General features: G+C 47.4%; 15 protein-coding genes. 8 read left to right on the top strand and 7 right to left on the bottom strand.

Annotated features, from left to right (window positions below; all coding sequences use genetic code 11):
* Positions 1 to 159: 159 nt before the first annotated feature.
* The 8 genes from mazG (at position 160) to IEV97_RS19375 (ending at position 8,503) form a co-directional block, all read left to right on the top strand.
* A complete protein-coding gene (gene mazG / locus IEV97_RS19340) occupies positions 160 to 972 on the top strand; it encodes a nucleoside triphosphate pyrophosphohydrolase (RefSeq protein WP_188503141.1) in 813 nt (270 codons plus the stop codon).
* A gap of 582 nt (positions 973 to 1,554) precedes the next feature.
* Complete coding sequence (locus tag IEV97_RS19345; RefSeq protein ID WP_188503142.1) at positions 1,555 to 2,421, top strand: MotA/TolQ/ExbB proton channel family protein; 867 nt, start codon at positions 1,555 to 1,557, stop codon at positions 2,419 to 2,421.
* 25 nt (positions 2,422 to 2,446) lie between these two features.
* Positions 2,447 to 3,049 carry an ExbD/TolR family protein gene (locus IEV97_RS19350; RefSeq protein WP_188503143.1) on the top strand — a complete coding sequence of 201 codons (603 nt, stop codon included), beginning with the start codon at positions 2,447 to 2,449 and terminating at the stop codon, positions 3,047 to 3,049.
* Positions 3,050 to 3,071: 22 nt separating this feature from the next.
* Positions 3,072 to 3,596, top strand: a complete 525-nt coding sequence (locus tag IEV97_RS19355) for an ExbD/TolR family protein (RefSeq protein ID WP_188503144.1) — start codon at positions 3,072 to 3,074, stop codon at positions 3,594 to 3,596.
* Positions 3,597 to 3,599: 3 nt separating this feature from the next.
* Complete coding sequence (locus IEV97_RS19360; RefSeq protein WP_188503145.1) at positions 3,600 to 4,430, top strand: energy transducer TonB; 831 nt, start codon at positions 3,600 to 3,602, stop codon at positions 4,428 to 4,430.
* A 250-nt stretch (positions 4,431 to 4,680) separates the two neighbouring features.
* Positions 4,681 to 5,523 (top strand): energy transducer TonB, encoded by an 843-nt coding sequence (locus IEV97_RS19365; RefSeq protein ID WP_188503146.1) that lies wholly within the window; start codon positions 4,681 to 4,683, stop codon positions 5,521 to 5,523.
* 368 nt (positions 5,524 to 5,891) lie between these two features.
* Positions 5,892 to 6,854 carry a PstS family phosphate ABC transporter substrate-binding protein gene (locus tag IEV97_RS19370; RefSeq protein ID WP_188503147.1) on the top strand — a complete coding sequence of 321 codons (963 nt, stop codon included), beginning with the start codon at positions 5,892 to 5,894 and terminating at the stop codon, positions 6,852 to 6,854.
* A 44-nt stretch (positions 6,855 to 6,898) separates the two neighbouring features.
* On the top strand, positions 6,899 to 8,503 hold the full coding sequence (locus tag IEV97_RS19375) for a tetratricopeptide repeat protein (protein WP_188503148.1): 1,605 nt from the start codon (positions 6,899 to 6,901) through the stop codon (positions 8,501 to 8,503).
* 87 nt (positions 8,504 to 8,590) lie between these two features.
* On the opposite strand, the gene IEV97_RS19380 is transcribed toward IEV97_RS19375, so the two are convergent.
* Genes IEV97_RS19380 through IEV97_RS19410 form a run of 7 tightly spaced genes read right to left on the bottom strand, consistent with a single transcriptional unit; the run spans position 8,591 to position 16,185 of the window.
* Entirely contained in the window at positions 8,591 to 9,676 is a 1,086-nt protein-coding gene (locus IEV97_RS19380) for an RluA family pseudouridine synthase (RefSeq protein ID WP_229734055.1), read from the bottom strand.
* 31 nt (positions 9,677 to 9,707) lie between these two features.
* Entirely contained in the window at positions 9,708 to 10,325 is a 618-nt protein-coding gene (locus IEV97_RS19385) for an OmpH/Skp family outer membrane protein (protein WP_188503149.1), read from the bottom strand.
* A 31-nt stretch (positions 10,326 to 10,356) separates the two neighbouring features.
* Complete coding sequence (locus IEV97_RS19390) at positions 10,357 to 11,025, bottom strand: OmpH/Skp family outer membrane protein (protein WP_188503150.1); 669 nt, start codon at positions 11,023 to 11,025, stop codon at positions 10,357 to 10,359.
* Positions 11,026 to 11,034: 9 nt separating this feature from the next.
* The gene (gene bamA, locus IEV97_RS19395) at positions 11,035 to 13,515 is read right to left on the bottom strand and encodes an outer membrane protein assembly factor BamA (protein ID WP_188503151.1); all 2,481 of its coding nucleotides are present in this window, start codon (positions 13,513 to 13,515) and stop codon (positions 11,035 to 11,037) included.
* A gap of 8 nt (positions 13,516 to 13,523) precedes the next feature.
* Complete coding sequence (uppS, locus tag IEV97_RS19400) at positions 13,524 to 14,267, bottom strand: undecaprenyl pyrophosphate synthase (protein WP_188503152.1); 744 nt, start codon at positions 14,265 to 14,267, stop codon at positions 13,524 to 13,526.
* Positions 14,268 to 14,327: 60 nt separating this feature from the next.
* Positions 14,328 to 15,134 carry a type IX secretion system protein PorG gene (gene porG / locus IEV97_RS19405; protein WP_188503153.1) on the bottom strand — a complete coding sequence of 269 codons (807 nt, stop codon included), beginning with the start codon at positions 15,132 to 15,134 and terminating at the stop codon, positions 14,328 to 14,330.
* A gap of 49 nt (positions 15,135 to 15,183) precedes the next feature.
* Complete coding sequence (locus tag IEV97_RS19410) at positions 15,184 to 16,185, bottom strand: DUF6089 family protein (protein WP_188503154.1); 1,002 nt, start codon at positions 16,183 to 16,185, stop codon at positions 15,184 to 15,186.
* Positions 16,186 to 16,269 lie beyond the last annotated feature (84 nt).

A 16,269-nucleotide genomic window follows, 5' to 3' on the forward strand; every position in this document is an offset into this window, starting at 1 on the left:
TTTTTTCAGCTGCAAAAGTAATAATTTAGAATTAAGGTTTAGCAGTTTATGGAATTTAGCTGCTCAGTGCATCTAATATTTAAAAGCATCCATGCGATGTAGTACTGCACCGTTTTCCCATACAACACCGCCCCAGATGATTTTATTATCTTTGTGTTTATGAATAACACGCAAAAATTTGAAGACAGTCCGCGCGGACGCCAGCTGCAGGCCTTTGACCGTTTGCTGGACGTGATGGATGAGCTACGCGAGAAGTGCCCTTGGGACAGAAAGCAGACCATTGAGAGCCTGCGCCATCTGACCATTGAAGAAACCTATGAATTGTCCGACGCCATAATCCGGCAGGACATGCAGGAGATCAAGAAGGAAATTGGCGACATTATGCTACACATGGTGTTCTATGCCAAGATCGCTTCCGAGCAAAAGACTTTTGATATAGCCGATGTCCTCAACTCCCTTTGTGAAAAGCTCATTTTCAGACATCCGCATATTTATGGGAATGTCACTGCCAATACCGAGGAGGAGGTAAAGCAGAACTGGGAGCGTCTGAAATTGAAAGAAGGCAACAAGTCTGTGCTTGGCGGCGTACCAACCTCACTCCCGGCTTTGGTGAAAGCCATGCGGATACAGGAGAAGGCCCGGGGTGCAGGCTTTGACTGGGATGATAAGTCTGAGGTATGGAAGAAAGTGCAGGAGGAGCTGAACGAGTTCGAGTCTGAGTTCAACATAGTGGATGTCCAGTCGATTGACCATCAGAAAGCGACCGGCGAATTTGGAGATCTGCTTTTTTCGCTCATAAACTTTGCCCGCTTTATTGACATTAACCCAGAAGAAGCACTTGAGAAAACCAACCTGAAATTTATAGACCGGTTTCAGTATATGGAGGAAGAAGCGTCTAAAGACGGCAAACGACTACAGGATTTGTCCTTAAAAGAAATGGATATTTACTGGAATCAGGCAAAAAACAGATAAGCATGCATACATATTTAGCAAACATGCTTTATATTTATGATTCAATCCGTTCCCAAGCCCGATTCAAACAAACTTATTAGGGTTTAATTATTTTGTCAACTGCTAGTTTGAACGCTTTCTTCTTATCATAATATTCTCCGGTCTGATTTATTACTATTACAGGAAGCTCTATACTGTCTGCATCAATACAGCATTACAGCAGGAGTTTACCGTTGTTTAATCTACCGGCAAGAAATGGGTTGGCAGACACAAGTAACTGACTAGCAGAGCGTACGAAAAGCTTAAGCCAAGGATAACAGGATATCCAAAGTTTAAACTTTGGATAAGAATTTAAAATAAAATATATTTGTAAACCCGCAATATTTGCCATTGGTAGCGGCGATAGAAAGTTAAATTTGGACTGCCTTTAGGGCATTCAGGCGAGTTTTTTCAAAATTAAAAGCGCTATATCGTTTGAAAATTGCGGAAAAAGCAGAAATTGCAAAACCAAAGAAGAACTAAATCCGAAACAATTACATTTTCATATTACACAATCATTTTTAATTACAACACAAACAGCTAAACTTTAAACTTTTAAACAAAATGGAAAAAAAGACTGCAGTAGTGAGCAAAGATGCTAATGTAGAAAAAAAGCCGAGCCCGATTGGCGGCGTATTTGCGAGCATTGTTATTCCGATTGCGCTGATAGCATGTGTGCTTATCTATATGTTCGTTTTCGGTGCCCCTGCTAACTTCGAAGGCAACGACCCGAATAACCACCCACTTCCAGGCAATTACCTTGGAATCGTTTACAAAGGTGGTTGGGTAGTACCAATTTTGCTAACGCTTAACCTGTTGGTATTCATCTTCGCAATTGAGCGTGCCCTTACAATCAGCAAGGCAAAAGGTAAAGGAGGCGTTGCTCAATTCGTGCGCATCATCTCTGCTAAATTGAAGCAAAACGACATCAATGGTGCAATTGCTGCCTGCGATGCTCAGAAAGGATCTGTTGCTAACGTAGTAAAAGCAGGTTTACTGAAGTACAAGGAAATGCAGAACGAGCCGGAACTGTTGAAAGCAGAGAAAGTGGCCGCTATCCAGAAAGAAATCGAAGAGTCTACTTCACTGGAACTTCCAATGCTGGAGAAAAACCTGGTAGTTATCTCTACTATCGCCTCTATCTCTACACTGGTTGGTTTGATCGGTACGGTACTTGGTATGATCAAGGCCTTCTCGGCTCTTGCAACTTCAGGTGCTCCTGACTCCGTAGCGCTTGCAAACGGTATCTCTGAGGCCCTTATCAACACAGCCCTTGGTATTACTGGTTCTACAATCGCGATCATCGCTTACAACTACTTTACAAGCAAAATCGACGAGCTTACTTACGGCATCGACGAGGCAGGCTTTAGCATGGTGTCTACTTTCACGTCTCAGCACGAAACACCAGCTGCAAGACCACACACTGTATAAGTTAAACCGTATTTAACCAGATAAGATGCCTAAAGTAAAAGTAAAAAGAACGGCCCCCTCGTTGGACATGACGCCAATGGTGGACTTATTCTTCTTGCTGGTTACTTTCTTTATGCTGACTGCAACAGCCCGTCCTGACGAGGCTGTTATAGTAGACACTCCTTCATCTGCTTCAGAAATCAAGATCCCGGACACTAACGTAATCACTATTACGGTTGATAAAAATGACCGTGTGTTCTTTGGGGTAGACGGGCAGCATACAAAGGAAGTATTGCTTGACAGAATTGCTAAGAACTATAATATTGGCTTTACCGAAGAGGAGAGAAAAACATTCTCCCTCCTAAGTAACTTCGGGGTGCCAATTAATCAACTGAAAGGTTACCTAGCAATGGAGTCAAATGATCGTAAGGAGGTAAACCAGCCGGGGATTCCGATTGATTCAACACGTAATGAGCTTGGCGACTGGGTATTGCAGACACGTCTCACGAACCCTAAGGTGGTAATTGCCATCAAAGGTGACCAGGACGTGAGCTATCCGACAGTGAAGAGAGTAATGGACATTCTACAGGAGAAGAAAGTAGACAGGTTCAACCTCATTACGGACATGGAGATGAAGCCTACGAACTAATAATTAGAAAGGAGATAAGAAAATGGCAGAAATGCAACAACAGGCCGACTCTGGCGGCAAAGGCGGGAAAAAACGCGCCAAACGCCAGTCGACCAAAATTGACATGACACCGCTGGTAGACCTTGCCGCCCTTCTGATTACGTTCTTCATGCTTACCACAACCTTCAATAAGCCGCAGACGATGGAAATCAACATGCCAAAGAAGGTCGAGAACGAGGAGGAGCAGATAGCATTGAAAGCCAGTAACGCCATGACGATTATACTTGGCCCTGACGACGATCTATACTACTACTTTGGTTTGGCAGAGGACAATCCGGAGATTGAGGAGTCAAGCTACGCCGCAAACGGTATCCGCCAGGTTCTGTTATCGTCTAGAGTAAAATCGAACGATATGATGACAGTGATGGTGAAGCCAATGGAAAGTTCTCGCTACAAGAACATGGTAGATATCTTGGACGAGTTGAAAATAACGGATACCAAGAGGTTTGCGATGGTAGAAATCGGCGAATCAGACAAAAAGTTGGTACAAGAACAAATTGGGAATTAAGATATGGAAGTAAGTAAGTTAGAAAATGCATCGCTCGATGACATCGTCTTTGAAGGACGAAACCGAGCATACGGTGCCTACCTACTTCGCAAAATTTACAATAAGCATATCACAATTGCCGCAACTGTAGCAATTGCATTGTTCTTCCTTTTCCTTAGCATCCCTTTGATTACAAAAATGATCAAGGGAGACCAGGAGGAAGCACAAGTGGTTGACCGTATTGTAACAGAAGTAGACCTGGCTCCGCCGCCGCCACTGGATGAAGCAACACCGCCGCCGCCGCCACCGCCGCCGCCAGATCTTCCGCCACCGCCGCCACCAGTACGTGCACAGGTGAAGTTCACGCCTCCGGTTGTGAAGCGTGACGCAGAAGTACAGGAAGAGGAAAAAGTGCCGGATCAATCAGAACTGGAGGACGTAGACATCGGAACCAAAACGGTTGAAGGTGTTAAAGGTGCTCCACTTGATCTGGGTGACATCGACGGTACAAGCGACGTAGTTGCAGAAGTAGTAGAAGAAAAGCCATATACTTACGTTGAGCAGATGCCTGAATTCCCAGGTGGTGAAAGCGAAATGATGAAGTATTTGGGCAAGAACATCCGCTACCCAGCTGCTGCCCAGCGTGCCGGCGTAGAAGGCCTGGTAGTCCTTTCGTTCGTAGTAAGTCGCACAGGTGAGATCTCAGAAATTGAGGTTGTGAAGAGCCTTGGCTCTGGTACTGACGAAGAAGCTGTACGCGTTGTGAAAACAATGCCGAAGTGGTCTCCAGGAAAGCAGAACGGTAGATCAGTACCAGTTCGCTATACCTTGCCAGTACGATTTGCCATTAAGTAAATCTTATTCTATACCAATAAAAAAGGCCCTCACGCGAGGGCCTTTTTTATTTATAGCATACTGCAACAGGTATACCTATTGCATACAGCTATACCTGTTGCAGTATGCTATACCCTGGCTGAGGCAATGAGAGTCTCCATACGGATGGTCGTATATTAAAAATATTAAATGGGCTTGTGGAATAAGAGCACGTGGTGCATCCAATAAGAAAATGCAGGTAAAACTGCCTCACTTCTAAAATCTATGCGCCATGAAAGAGAGCTATTTATTCGACATGACCTTCAACAATGTAGTTTTTGCCGCCCGAAACAAGTCCTACGGAGCTTATGAACTAAGGAAAGACTATAGTAAGCACATGATGGCAGGGGCACTAATTGCAACAAGCTTGTTCGCAGTAGGGCTAGGCTGGCCCTTATTAATGCCTGTGCAGGAAAAAAGTATTGCGACTATAGAAACACCTGCAAAGGACGATGGCCGCGTAGTGATTGAGGAATTGATACTGCCACCTCCACCTGAAGACGCCCCTGAACCAAAACAGCAGGCAGCTATACCTGTTACCCAAGAACAGATCAAAACAGTAAGAAACCCCACAACCAGAGTAGTGCCTGACTCTCATCAAGGCCCAGACGAAGCCCCTCCTACCCAGCAGGAAATGGCAGGAGCTATCATCGGGACTCAGAATATAGACGGGGAATTACTGAGCAATCCGAATCTGACAGGTCTGGAGGGCGGGGGAAATGAAGGCACCCCTGGCACAGGGAACAGCGAAATCAATAACATCTTCGATTTTGCAGAGGAGATGCCAACATTTGAGGGAGGAGAAGCTGCCTTGATGCGACACATCAGCAAAAAAATCCGCTATCCGAGACAGGCTATCACAGAGCAGATAGAAGGAATGGTTATTGTGAGTTTTGTGGTAAACAGGAACGGCAAGGTAACCGACGCAACCGTACTGAAGGGGCTGGGCTATGGAACAGACGAAGAAGCCCTGCGCGTTATTCAAAGTTTGCCTGACTGGTCGCCGGGCAGGCAAAACGGAAAACCGGTTGCAGTCCGCTATACTTTACCAATACGATTCAACTTGCAACGATAAGTAACAATATAAAGTATAAAGCAGAAGCTAAACTACACATAGCATGGCTTCTGCTTTAATTTTTAAAGTATAAACCTTAAATTTAGGCCTACATATATAGGCAAACCTGAACATGTTACGACCAAGGAGAGGAGACGAGAGAACATCCGTTACTGCATTCAATAAATTCGCACGCTATTTCGGCATGCTGATGACATTGATTTACGTAGCGGCTGGGGTGTTTTTGCTCCTGATGGATACGGAGAAGTACAACCTGAATATGTCAGAACAGGCAAGAACAATTTTTGGTGGGATACTCATCCTCTATGGCCTCATAAGATTTATCAGAGCGTATCAGGTTAATTCCAAATCAAGGAGAGACAGACAAGATGATTAAAGCAGCCAAGGTGTACCTGGTGCTCGCGGTGGTGGCACTGGCAGCCTGTAACAGCGATCCCAAGACGGAACGTGACACCTCCACAACGGGTACCATCGGTATCCGGGTGGATGAAACACTTCAACCTATTATAGAAAGCCAGGTACATGCCTTTGAAGGCATCTACAGATACGCCGACATAAATGCTGCTTACAAGGCAGAAGGTCAGGTGTTCAAGGACCTGCTCGATGACAGCACCCGCATTGCGATTGTGTCCCGCCAGCTGACTGACCAGGAAAAAGCGGTCTTTGACCAGAGAAAGATTACGCCCAGGTATACCAGAATCGCCATTGATGCCGTTGCATTAATTGTGAACAACAAAAACCAGGATACGCTCCTGACCATGAACCAGCTGCGTGACATCTTTTCAGGGAAGATAACCAGTTGGAAGCAAATAAATCCTGAGAGCGGCTTACGGGATATTGCCCTTGTGTTTGACAACAATAACTCCAGCACGGCCAGGTACATGCGCGACACCCTGACAGCGGGCAAGCCGTTGCCTCCTACAGCCACCGCCAGTAACTCTCACCCGGCCCTTATAGATTATGTGGCCAAAAACGAGAACGCGATTGGAGTGATCGGTGTCAACTGGGTGAGCGATCGGGATGACACAACTTCGGTTAATTTCCTGAAACAAATTAAAGTGGTGGGTATCAGCACGGAAGACAACCCGATAACAACGGACAGCTACTTTCAACCGTATCAGGCATACATTGCACAAGGCGATTATCCGCTCCGAAGATTCTGGTATATCATTAGTACTGAGGGCCGTGCAGGTCTTGGCACAGGTTTTGCAGCTTACGTTGCAAGTGACCGTGGGCAACGTATCATATTGAAGTCTGGCCTGGTGCCTGCCACGATGCCTGTCCGTATAGTAGGTTTTAACAACAGACCGAGTAAATTCAAACAAGATTAAGGACTACAACAAACAATAATAACACAACCTAAATTAAACTAACAATGACAAATAACTGGAAATATGCTTTACTGGTAGCTGCCATGTTCCCTACAGCAGCGGCGTTTGCGCAGTCTGGCGATCAGGGTCGCAAAGCGGCAGAACAGGGACGCTATCAGGAGGCTAAGTCTATTTATAAATCTCAGTTGAACAACAAAAACGCTGACAACGCTTATTTTGGACTGGGTGATGTATACCTGCGTTCTGAAAATCCGGACTCAGCCGCCTACTACTTTAATCAGGGTCTGGCGAAAAACTCAAAGTCTGCCATCAACATGGTAGGACTGGGTAAAGTAGAGATGGCCAAAGGCAACCGTGCTGGTGCCGAGAAGCACTTTGCCGATGCGATGAAGCGTGGCAAGAAGGACGCTTTTGTACTGGCAAGCATTGGAGAGGCCTATCTGATGGCTCCTGAAGCAACGGAGCAGGACTACAACAAGGCGATCGAATACCTGAAGCAGGCTGTAGAGCGTGATAAGAACAATGCTGAGGCTTACCTGCTGATGGGTGATGCCTACCTGAAACTAGGCAACGGTGGTCAGGCTATGACCAGCTACGACAATGCAATCCGCATTAACGACAAGTCGCCAAAGGCTCACCTGAAAAGAGGACAGCTTTATACCAGTTCACGTAACTACAACGAAGCAGAAGAGGCTTACAAGAAAGCGATCGAACTTGATCCGAATTTCGCACCTGCTTACAGCGACCTGGGCGAGCTTTATTACTTTGCGGGCCAATACGACCTGGCACTTTCTACATTCAAGAAGTTTGTAGATATGTCAGAGAATACCCCTGCTACACGTGCCAAGTATGCCTCTTTCCTGTTCCTGACAAAGGACTATGAAGGCACACTGCGCGAAGTACAGGAAGTTCTAAAGTCTGACCCTGAGAACAAGACGATGAACCGTCTGTTGGCTTACTCATACCTGGAGCTCGGCAAGCCGGAAGAGGCCCTTAAGGCGATGGAGAATTACCTGAGTAAGGTAGACCAGAACAGCCTGATTGCAAGTGACTATGAGTACTATGGCAGAATTCTGGCAAGAAACAACCAGCCTGCGAAAGCTGTTGAGAACCTGGAGAAAGCCATAGCGCTGGAGCCAACTAAACCGGAGCTTTACTATGACCTGGCAAACATGTACGCCCGTGAAAAGCAGTTTGACAAAGCAGTAGAGGTTTACAACAGAAAGCAGGAGAAACTTGGTGCTTCCAATACCGACTACTTCCACCTGGGTAATGCCTACATGATGGCAGAGCAGTTTGAGAAAGCCGACGAGACTTACAAGAAGATCACGGACGCTAACCCTACCTATGCTTATGCACACCTTTGGAGAGCCCGGGCGCAGGCTAACCTGGACCCTGAAACAGAAAAGGGTTTGGCTAAGCCGCACTACGAAGAGTTTATCAAGTTGACCAACACTGAGACTGAGAAGTATAAAAAAGAGTTGATCGAGGCTAATACTTATCTGGGTTACTATTACTATCTGAAAGGCGAGCGTGACAACGCGATCAAGTACTGGACAGAAGTGAAAACGCTAGACCCAACCAACACCCAGGCAGAAACTGCCCTGGCTGAGATCAATAAGACAAATTCTCCTAAAAAGAAGCGCTAATTTTAATTAGAAGCTTGATCATAGAAAAGCCCGCTCCATCAGGAGCGGGCTTTTTGTATATATACCTCTGAGTAGACTATGTATACCTTATTGGTTCTCGTAAAGCGACCACTTTTCTAATACCGCCCGGAAATCCTCAGGCAGTTCAGAGTTGAACTGAATAAACTCTTTTGTAGTCGGATGAACAAAGCCGAGGGACTTAGCATGCAAGGCCTGACGCGGCATCAATTTAAAGGCATTCTCTACAAATGTCTTATAAGAGCCTGTTGGCATCCCTTGTAATATCTTGTCCCCTCCGTAGGTTGCATCCGAGAAGAGCGGATGCCCCAGGTACTTCATATGTGCTCTGATCTGGTGCGTCCGCCCTGTCTCCAGGTTACACTGCACCAGCGAGACATACTTGAACTTCTGCAGTACTTTGTAATGGGTAACGGCATGCTTCCCAAACGCTCCGTCAGGGTATACGGTCATCACTCTCCTGTCTTTTGCGCTACGTCCCACATGGCCTACAATCGTGCCTGCATCCTGTTTCGGCACACCCCATACCAGGGCGAAATAAGTTCGCTCGATCGTATGCTTGAAAAACTGCTTGGCCAGAAAAGCCATGCTATACTCTGTCTTCGCTATTACCAATAAACCAGAGGTGTCTTTATCAATGCGGTGCACCAGCCCGGGACGGCCCTCCCCGTTGCGGGTGGTCGGGAGCTGCTGCAAGTGATAGGTAAGTGCATTTACCAACGTACCTGACCAGTTATTAAACCCAGGATGCACCACCATACCTGGCTCTTTGTTAACGATCAGCAACTCATCATCTTCATAAGTGATGTTAATCGGTATATCCTCCGGAATGATTTCGGTATCACGTGGAGGCGTGGCTAGTGTGATGGTGATCACATCAAGGGGCTTTACCCTATAGCTTACCTTCACCGGTTTTTGGTTCACCTGTACTGATTCGGAGCGAATAGCACCCTGCAGTTTGTTGCGGGTCACATTGGGCAACCGATCCATCAGGAACTTATCGATTCGTAGCAGCGCCTGCCCCTTGTCCACCACAATGCGGTGGTGCTCGTATAATTCGTCAGAATCTTCTATACTGTCCTGCTCTTCTTCTTCAAAGTCAATCACGGTACTGGATTTAGGTATAAACAAAAAGAAAGCCGAGGTATAGAACATCGGCTTTCCTGAACTCACAAAGGAGTATTGATTATTTTTTCTTTTTCTTGGCTGGAGTAGTAGTGGTTGCTGGCTTGGCGGCGGCAGGTTGCTGCTGCTGTGGCTGCGCCTGCTGTGCTGCTGCTGGCTGCTTGTTAGGGTCTACACCCAGTTTCTTGAACACCAGGTTGTTGATGCTGCCACTTTCAGGACCTTCCAGAATAGCCTGCTCACTCAGGATGTAAAGGTAACCGTTTTCTTTTGCTACGTCTTTGATGGCATTCTCAATCTTTACAAGCACTGGCTGGATCAGCGACTGCTCTTTTTCACGGATAGACATCTGAGCATCGTACTGGAACTTCTGGATAGACTGCTCCAGGTTCATCAGTTCACGCTCTTTGTCTTCGCGTACCACCTTGTCCATGGTTGAAGCGCCCTTCTGGTAAGCCTGCAGCTTCGTGTTGTACTCTGTTTCTTTTGATGCAAACTGCTCCTGCAGTTTCTGACCATATACTTCCAATTCCTTTTGCATAGAGGCTCTCTCTGGCATCTTGCTCAGAATCTCTTCCACGTTAGCATATCCTATCTTAGTCGCCTGCTCGTTTGTCTGTGCAAAAGAGGCAAAGCTGATAAAGAAAAACGCTACTACTAAAAATTTGATTTTGTTCATGATTGGATGGTTAATTTGTTATTCTTGTGGTTTAGTTGTTTGACTTCTTCTTTGTTGGGGGCGTTTTTTTCTTTTCCTGCTGTTGCTGCGTTTGGTTCTCTCCGTTTTGTATACCTGTTTCGGGCAGGCTATCCGGATCATCCACTAACGCATCTGCCGGCTGTTTGCCTGGCACATTCTGTTTATCGGTAGCAAGTCCCAACTCTTCCAACACATACTCTGTGTAATCGTGCACCGGGTTGGTGTAGATCATGATCAGGTCGCCTGACTTATCAAATACCGTCTGCAGGCCTTTTGCCTTGGCGACTTTCTCTACTGCCGTAAAAACCTCGTCCTGAATTGGCCTGATCAGATCCTGGCGACGTTTGAACATCATCCCCTCAAAGCCGAAGACCTTGCGCTGATATTCCCGCACTTCATTCTCTTTGCGGGTAATTTCGGCCAGCCGCTTCTTTTTCATCTCTTCCGTCAGGAGGACTTCCTCGGCCTTGTAGTCTTCCTTCATCTTCTCCACCGCCTGGTGCATCCCTTCTATCTCCTTCTGCCAGGCCGCACTTTGCTTGTCCAACTCTACCTGCGCTTTGGCGTATGCCGGCATCTTGCTCAGGATAAAGTTAGAATCAATATAGCCAAACTTCTGCGCCTGTGAAACAGTCGTCAGGAAAAATCCGGCTAAAAAGATGAACAAAAACTTTTTCATACTAATTCCTTATCGTATCTGCTGCCCGATCATGAAGTGGAACTGGCCACGCTTCATCTCCGGTCTTCCAGGCACATCGTCGAATCTCCAACCGTAGTCGAAGCCCAGCAGACCAAAGGCTGCCATGAAGATACGCACACCCACACCACCTGAGCGGTAGAGTTTAAACGGATCGTATCGGTCATAAGCACCAAAGCTGTTACCTGCCTCCAGGAACGCCAGACCATAGATCGTAGCACCCGGGTTAGGAGAGATCAACTGTCTTGCCTCCAATACAAACTTATTATAAGCAATGCCACCAGTATTAATAAGGCTCTCGTCCGGGTTGTTGATCACAGACTCCTCATCGTAGCCACGCAGACCAATGTAGTCGGTTCCTACAAAGATGTTAGCACCGCCCAAACCGTTACCTCCTAGTCTGAAACGCTCAAAAGGACCAATGCTTGTCTTCGAGCTGTAGTTATTCAGGAAGCCAAAGTGGGCTCGGGTGTTCAATACCAAATTTCCTGCCAGGTTCATGAAGAACGAAGCATCGAACATCCATTTGTTGAATTCTACATACTCGTAGTTGTTGCGCTGCTCCGAGAACAGGGAGTATGGCGGTGTCAGGTTCACACTAAGCGAGATATTGGAACCTCTTCTTGGGAAAGTCGGGTTGTCAATACTTACGCGAGCCAGTGTGTTGTTCAACGATATACTGTTCGAAACGCCATTGTTAAATCCACCACCGAACAGGTTGAAGTTTTTCAGGGTATAGCGGTTATAGCTCAGGGAGTGACTCAGCTGGAAGAAGTTGTCCGGCCAGTTTAGAGTACGTCCCAAACTCAGCGCGGCACCGTCTACATTCAGTCGGCTGTCCACATCGGCTCTCGGGTCACGACGGATGGTCTTGAACAAACTCGCCGTAAGTGAGTTTCGTTTACGACCGCCCAGCCACGGCTCGGTGAACGAGAAAGAGTAAGACTGGTAGTAGCGACCGTTTGCCTGCACGTTGAGCGAGAGGCGCTGGCCATCGCCGCTAGGCAATGGTCGCCACTCCGACAACTTCAGTAACTTGCGGGTAGAGAAGTTGTTCAGCGTAAGGCCTACCGTACCCACCGCCCCGATCGGACCACCCCAACCTCCTGAAAGGCTGATCTGGTCATTCGGACGCTCCGATACACTATAGTTAATGTCCACGGTTCCTTCTTCCGGGTTCGGTATCGGGTTCAGTCCGATTGTTTCCGGGTCAAAATAGCCCAGGTTTGCCAGTTCGTTACGGGAGCGAATCAAATCGTCGCGGCTGTACTTCTGGCCAGGCAGGGTACGGATCTCGCGGAGCACCACGTGGTCGCTCGTTTTGGTGTTGCCTGTCACGGTCACCTTGCTGATCGTCGCCTGCGGACCTTCCGATACACGCATCTCGATGTCTATCGAGTCACCCTCTACCGTTACCTCTACCGGATCGATGTTAAAGAACAGATAGCCGTCATTCTGATAAAGAGCCGACACGTCTATACCTGTCGGGTTGTAGTTCAGGCGCTTGTCCAGCTCCTGCTTGTTGTAAATATCGCCTTTGTTAATGCCCAGTACACGCGTCAGATAGTCATCGTCGTACAGGTAGTTTCCATTCCAGGTAATGTTGCGGTAATAGTATTGGTTGCCTTCATCCACCACAATCCGGATTCCTAAACGGTCAGGACTTACGTTATACACACTATCAGACACAATGATCGCATCCCGGTAGCCCTCTGAATTGTAAAAGTCGAGCAGGAGTTGTTTATCGTTCTCGTATTCGGAGCGTTGGAATTTAGAAGATGTGAATATCTTGTGGAGGCGCTTCTCTTTCGTCTTCTTAAGCTGACGGCGTAGTTTTTTGTCCGTAAAGGCTTCATTGCCTTCAAAGTTGATCTCGGCTATTTTTACTTTGTCGCCTCTGTCAATGTCAATGTTCAGCACCACACTGTTTGGAAGCAGTGAGTCAGGGCGCTGCACAATGTTGATCTTTGCATTGAGGTAACTTTTCTCAGCATAATACTTACGGATGGCCGCACGCGTCTGGTTCAGCACAGCATCTGTTACTACCTTCCCTCTGATTAGGTTGATCTTTTCGCGCAGAGCATCTTGCTGCGACTTGTTTATACCTGTAAACTCGAAGCGGGAAAGACGCGGGCGTTCTTTCAGGTCGAAGTTCAGGAAGATCTGGTTCCCCTCGATACGGGTTACGTATACATCCACATCCCCGAGTATACCCTGGTCCCACAGTTTTTGAATGGCACGGCTGATGTCCTCGCCTGGCACGGTAATCTCATCCCCCACTTTCAGACCCGAAACGGCCATAAGAGAAGCGGGGTCGAGAAATTTGACACCTGTAAACTCAATCCCGCCGATGCGGTACTGCTGAGGCTGGGTGTAGTCTACGGGCTTGCTCTGTGCTTGATTATTCAGAACTTGGGCAGAAGCTGTGCCTGTCATTAGCAGCAACACAAGCACCCAGATGCATCTTGTCATTAATATGTTCACTTTGTTAGTTGTTCACTTGTCTTGCCAAAGCGGCGTTCTCTTCTCTGGAAGGCACATATGGCTTCGTAGAGGTGCTCTTTGCGGAAGTCAGGCCAGAGTAGCTCCGTAATATACAGTTCCGTGTAAGCCAGCTGCCAAAGCAGGAAATTGCTGATGCGCTGCTCTCCGCTCGTTCGGATCAGCAGTTCGGGATCTGGTATACCTGCTGTAGAAAGGTGCTGCGCGATAGTGCCCTCATTAATATCAGCTGGCGCTATAGTACCATGACCCACTTCAACCACAATGCGTTGCATGGCTTGCGCAATATCCCAGCGGCCGCTGTAGCTCAGGGCCAGCACCAGCGTCATACGGGTGTTGCCCTTTGTTATCTCCATCGCCTCAAACAATTCCTTCTGGCATGCTTTCGGCAGGCTTTCCGTATTTCCGATCGTTTGCAGGCGGATATTATTCTTGTTCAGCGTTTCCGTTTCTTTCCTGATAGTAGATACCAGCAGCTGCATCAGCGCGGAGACTTCTGTGGCCGGTCTCGACCAGTTTTCGGTTGAGAAGGCGTATAGGGTAAGGTATTCGACGCCCATCTCTGCTGCGGCCTCTACTGTTTCGCGAACAGCTGTGATAGCACTCTGATGACCAAAAATTCGCAGGCCGCCCCGTTTCTTTGCCCAACGCCCATTTCCGTCCATGATAACGGCAATGTGTCTCGGCAAATTGTCTAAATCTACTTGTTCCCTAAAATTCATCAAACCACAATTTCCTTGCAAGTTACAAAAAGCAAGATAATTTAATGAAATTTTAGCGGGTTAATCTAGTATTCCGGCTTTGCGCTTGTAAACAGGCGGGCAATTGAGTCGGTATAGCGTGTAAGAGAGGCTGATACCGTTGTAGAAGTACATATCTTTATCGAATGGATTGGCATATGCCTTGGAGTTGCCAGTGCCCAGATCGGCAGCCAACAGCGCAGACCCACTCTCCTGAAGGTAGTCCAGGTTATCCGTGAACATGAAGCGGGGACCAAACTCCAGCCCCAAGTTCCAGTGCTTACTCAACGCATACTTCACCCCTACCCCAAAAGGAATTGAAACGGTGAATTTGTTGTCGAATGGCTCCATCACATCGCCCTGCCGGGTAAGCTGGTGATTAAAATTGAGCACTGCCGCTCCGATAAAGAAATAAGGCGAGACACGGTGTGGCTTCCGGATATCGTCGTAGTAATCGAGAAAATTGTATTCTATACCTAACGAAAACTCCAGCATACTCAGTTTCAGCTCCGTATCGCGCCAATCATGATGCGGCAGATTCTGTGACTCGTCCTTAAATGCTTTGTCCTCAAAAATGCGGTGACTGCCCATGAAGGCGGCCTTCAGCGTGATGGGAGCAGATATATCATGACGATAGAAGATCGTCATGGCAGGCTGGTTATTCAAAAAACGGTAATTGGGTGAAATCTCACCAACATAATTTAACCCACCTATGCCAGCACCAATCTCACTGGTAGTCACAGGCTTAATCTGCTGCAGCTGTGCCTTCGCCGTATGGCATAAAAAAACGCTCCCAATTTGCAGTAGTACACAAATAAGGAGCGTCTGTCTGAATGTATTCAAAGTCATGTAAACTTGTTTCGGAGTTTAGGAGAACAACGCGCTATACTCCGTTATATTATCTGAATTTAGGTCTTCTTATACGTGGGTTCAGGATATAGTTAAGACCCAGGCTGGTTTGGATGTACCAGTCGTTGTCAGAGCTGTTGCCACGCGTACGGTTGTTGCTTGTACCGTAAGGGCGCAGGCGGCTGAAGCCGTTGGGCTCCGTAATCAGGTCGTTTGTGAACCCTGACTCAGCGCTTCTGTCAGAGAAAATAACAGAGGCATTGCGGTTATCCACGCGGTTGCCATCGCTCAGGAGCACGTCTTTGTCTACGTGGGCTGTACTTACGTCATCCAGGTAGTCGGTGAAAGTGGCTCTCCAACCTACCTCGAAGCTAAAGTCCCAGTTACGGTCCAGCTTGTATCTTACACCGAGGCCAAACGGAATGGCAATCTGCACGCGGCTGTAAGGGTCGCTAACAGTTCCCGGATGATCCACGAACTGACCCTCTGTACCAAGCGGCTGCAACGCGTACCAGCCAGAAGGGATATCCTTGTCAGGCGACAGACCTGGGTGCGAGCCGTTTTCGTAATACGCTTTTGGGTTGTGGTGCAATACCGCCACGCCAACAAAACCATAAGGCACGAAGTCAGGACGACGACGGTAGTAGTGGCGGTTTTCGAAAAGGTCTATGATGGCTACGGCGCTTAGTTCTTTGATGTCGTTGCGGAAAGACAGGTTACGTCTGTAACGGCCCAGGTTCTCCCCTTCATCAGGACCCGCCGCCAGGGCGTCATCACCCGCGATACGGTTCCAGTTAAAAGCCACGCGCGAGGAAATACGCGGGAAGTGGCGCTTCGTGTAATTGATGCCTATGCTCGGACGCGTGGACTTTATGCGCATACTCGTAAAGTTAGGCTGCGGCACCAGGTCGCCGAAGTAGTTAGAAGCCCCCAGCTGGATGCCCACCGTGGCGTACTGCTTACGCTTCGTAAAGCGCTGTGCTTCAGCCTCTAAGCCGACAGCAACAAGCACAACAGTAAATAATAAAAACAGCGTAGTAAATTTCTTCATAGCGAACCAATTTCTTTTAAGCGTATTTTCGCAGGCTTACAATTCATCCAAACTAAACCTTTGTGACAAAAATAGAAATAATTT

The organism is Pontibacter amylolyticus, assembly GCF_014638845.1.
In the GTDB taxonomy this organism is placed as follows: Bacteria; Bacteroidota; Bacteroidia; order Cytophagales; family Hymenobacteraceae; genus Pontibacter; species Pontibacter amylolyticus.